5 protein-coding genes are annotated in these 3,431 nt (G+C 34.8%); all 5 read left to right on the top strand.

Going from position 1 to position 3,431, the window contains the following annotated elements:
- The coding region (locus KGZ89_08160) for an ATP-dependent helicase (GenBank protein MBS3974821.1) at positions 1–1,590 on the top strand (1,590 nt) is incomplete at its 5' end.
- Positions 1,591–1,594: 4 nt separating this feature from the next.
- Positions 1,595–1,840, top strand: coding sequence for a hypothetical protein (locus KGZ89_08155; GenBank protein ID MBS3974820.1), 246 nt, complete (start codon positions 1,595–1,597; stop codon positions 1,838–1,840).
- The gene (locus KGZ89_08150; protein ID MBS3974819.1) at positions 1,841–2,038 is read left to right on the top strand and encodes a hypothetical protein; all 198 of its coding nucleotides are present in this window, start codon (positions 1,841–1,843) and stop codon (positions 2,036–2,038) included.
- Between the two features lie 12 nt (positions 2,039–2,050).
- Positions 2,051–2,398, top strand: coding sequence for a hypothetical protein (locus KGZ89_08145; GenBank protein ID MBS3974818.1), 348 nt, complete (start codon positions 2,051–2,053; stop codon positions 2,396–2,398).
- Positions 2,395–3,072, top strand: coding sequence for a DNA cytosine methyltransferase (locus KGZ89_08140; protein MBS3974817.1), 678 nt, complete (start codon positions 2,395–2,397; stop codon positions 3,070–3,072). Before KGZ89_08145 ends, KGZ89_08140 begins: the two co-directional genes overlap by 4 nt.
- The last annotated feature ends 359 nt before the right edge of the window (positions 3,073–3,431 follow it).

Here is a 3,431-nt window from a genome sequence, read left to right as displayed (position 1 = left end):
TCTACACTTAAATTTATCGCTGAATCTCATCCTGAGTTGACTTTCTTATATGTTGCCTTTAATAAAAGTATGGCTAATGATGCAGCGAAAAAGTTTCCAGATAACGTGCATGTTATGACAATTCACTCCTTAGCATATCGTAACATTGGTAAGCATTATGCTCATAAATTGACTCGTCCAACTGGTCGCTACATCAATATGGCAGGAACAGGCTCCGAGATTGCACTACACTATGGTATTTTTGATATGAAAGACCATAATGGTGCTGTTTTGACTAAAAATTATCTTGGGTTGATTGTAAAAGATACAGTTAATACTTTTGAAAGATCTAATAAGGATAAAATTACAGAGTTTCATATCCCTAAGTTTCATATGGATGATATCAAACGTCGATTTGCTCTAAAAGAGTCCAAAGTTAAAAAAGAGATCTTAAGTGTTGCCAATAAACTTTGGGAAGATCGTTGTGACAAAGAGGAACGAATTCTTTGTACACATGATACATATCTAAAACTCTATCAAATGAGTAAACCTCAGTTTGAAAATTATGATTGCATCTTGATTGATGAAGCACAGGATACCAGTGATGTAATGATCTCTTTGTTTTCTGACATCAAACCTAAGATTGTTTATGTTGGTGATAAACACCAGGCAATTTATGGTTGGCGTGGATCAGTGAATGCAATGGAGAAGATTAATGCTCCAGAAGTAAAACTGACTCAATCTTTCCGATTTGGTAAAGACATTGCTGATGTAGCAAAATTGATTATCGATGAAGAGGTAACAGGATTAGAGTCCATTAAGTCAATTGTTGGTGAGATTGATCCTAATAAACCATATACAGTGCTCTATCGTAAGAATGTAACACTCATTTTTGAAGCACTTGAAATGATTGCACGAGGTGAGAAAATCTTCCTTAACATTGATGTAAGGGATTTTGTCTCCATGTTAGAATCTGCTTTGCACCTTCATAACAAGCAGATTAAAAAGGTTAAGCATGAACTTATTGTACCATATGCAACATGGGGAGATTTAGTCAATGAAGCTCAATCTGATCCAAGCATGGGCAAACTTGTTAAGATTGTTCAGGAAGGTCGGGCACAAGAAGTCATTAACAATCTAAACTTTAGTGAAAAAAGTGAAGCGACTGCTGATGTTATTCTTACAACCAGTCATAAAGCTAAAGGTCTTGAGTGGGATCAAGTTGTCCTTGCAGATGATTTCAAGTCTTGCTATGATAACAAAGGAAAACTTCAAAAGGTTGATCAAGAGGAAGACAATCTACTTTATGTTGCCTGTACACGTGCAAGAAAAGTACTGAAACCAAATAGCGTAGTGGAAGAAAAATTCCTGTTGAAAGGGATCCCTATTAACTATAAAATTGCTCACTTTGGTGTGGGTGATAGTGAAAGTATTGATCAATTCTTCCATGATACTTTTGACAATACTGAAAATTTCCATGAGGCTCGTGACAAATGGCTAGACGATGACTACTCTGAAGCTATGGCAGAAGATGCAGGAGATAGGTCTGAATTTTGTGGTGAACTTAATCTAATGCCAGATTTAAACAATAAAAAACTATTGAAAGGATAATAATATGAGATTAATATCTCCTTATCCCAGACCTAAAAAACCTGGAAGAGAATATTATGAATCAATCTACAAAGATTGTGTGATGGTGTATGCAGAAGACTTGGCTATTGGTGATACCCTCCGTTATGGAGGGGTTGTTGAAACTGTCCTGGTGTTTAGACAAACTGGAAAAGTTCAATTCTCACTGACAGGAAAATCAACAAATGTTGAGATTTCTGTTGGATCAATGATTAACTTAAAGGTAAATTGAATGATTAATTACCCACTGACTGTTGAAGTAAATGGCAGAATCTGGCGTCTATATAGTGTTGATTTTGATTCTGATGACTCTGTATACTCAATTCATCTTTATGCAATAAATAAAGAACATGCATCATATAGATTACAAGATTTAAAAGATACAGGCCGTTTATCTGAAGGTGAAATCGTAGAGATATCTGAACGTTAAAGGAGATAAAGAATGAATTTTAGTTTTAAATCTAATAAAGGTAAAATAACTATTAATGGGCAAGATTATGTTGGCGGTAATATGTACATTAATGGAGATAAGGTCATTATTGATGGTGAAGTTGTCATGGAAAGTCTTGTAGGAGATATTAACATCACTGTACATGGAGATGTTGATAAACTTGAGACAGGATCAGGAAATGCTACTGTGTATGGGAATGTGGAAACTGCATCTACCATGAGTGGGGATCTCTTCTGTGAAGTAATTAACGGAAATGCAAAAACTATGTCAGGTGACATTAATGCGAAGACTATTCATGGAAAATCTAACACAATGTCTGGAGATATCAACTATAAATGAGTAAAGTCATCTACTGCTTGTACGATGGGTCAGGCATAGCAGGTTTGGATGCAGCAAAAGCAGGACATTCTGTGTTCTGCTTTAATGCTGATTCTGCTAACCATGGAGCGTATTTTATTAAAATGGATCATCCTAATCTTCATTATATTAATCTTTGGATCGATGAAGACTTTGATGAGAAAAGAAAACTCATGAGCATACCTGATCCAGATTTTATCTTTGCATTCCCAGATTGTACACATGTTGCTGTTAGTGGTGCTCAACATGATAAAACAACCGATCAAAAAGATGAAACTGTAAGATCTGCAAAATACGTTCAAATGTTAGGAGAAAAGTATCAATGTCCTTGGGTTGTTGAGAATCCTGTGTCTCAATTAGCAACAAAATGGAGGAAACCAGATTCATACTTTGATCCATATGAATATGGCGGCTACTTATCTGGCGAAGAAGCACAATTTCACCCTAAAATGCCTAAGTTTGATGCTTATACTAAGAAAACATCTCTTTGGTATGGAAATGGGTTCAAAGTTCCACCAAAGAAACCAGTAGATCACATTGGATATTGTTGGTCCTGGAAACATCTAGGCGGCAAGAGTAAAAAGACGAAGGTTTTGCGCTCATTAACCCCTCGTGGTTGGGCTAAAGCAGTTTTTGAAGCTAACCTGAGTAGTTGATATTTTAACAAAAACATGCTTTATATTTTCACTTAAAAATCTGCACATAGACAACTCCAGCCATAGTTCTTAAATAAGATTAACTGGAGTTTTATTTTATAATATGAGTAGCATTCAAAAGCAATTTGTTTTGTAAAAAGTCAAGTTCGATCTAGCATTTTTGACATTACCTAAAAATAAATCCATAATTTTCTTGATAAAAGTCAAAATCGTGTTTTTATTTTAGCAGATTTGTAGAGAAATAATACTAAAGCCCTTTAATATTTTATATTACCCTACTTTTGAAATAATTACGGCAAAATTTTTTGAAAAATTTTTTGTGGCAAATCCGAAAAAATTGTAGCATTTTGGACACTTGC

Source organism: Actinomycetota bacterium, assembly GCA_018334075.1.
Taxonomy (GTDB): Bacteria; Actinomycetota; Coriobacteriia; order Anaerosomatales; family UBA912; genus JAGXSC01.
Note: the sequence above shows the minus strand (reverse complement) of the source record. Positions and strands in the feature narration are given on the sequence as shown.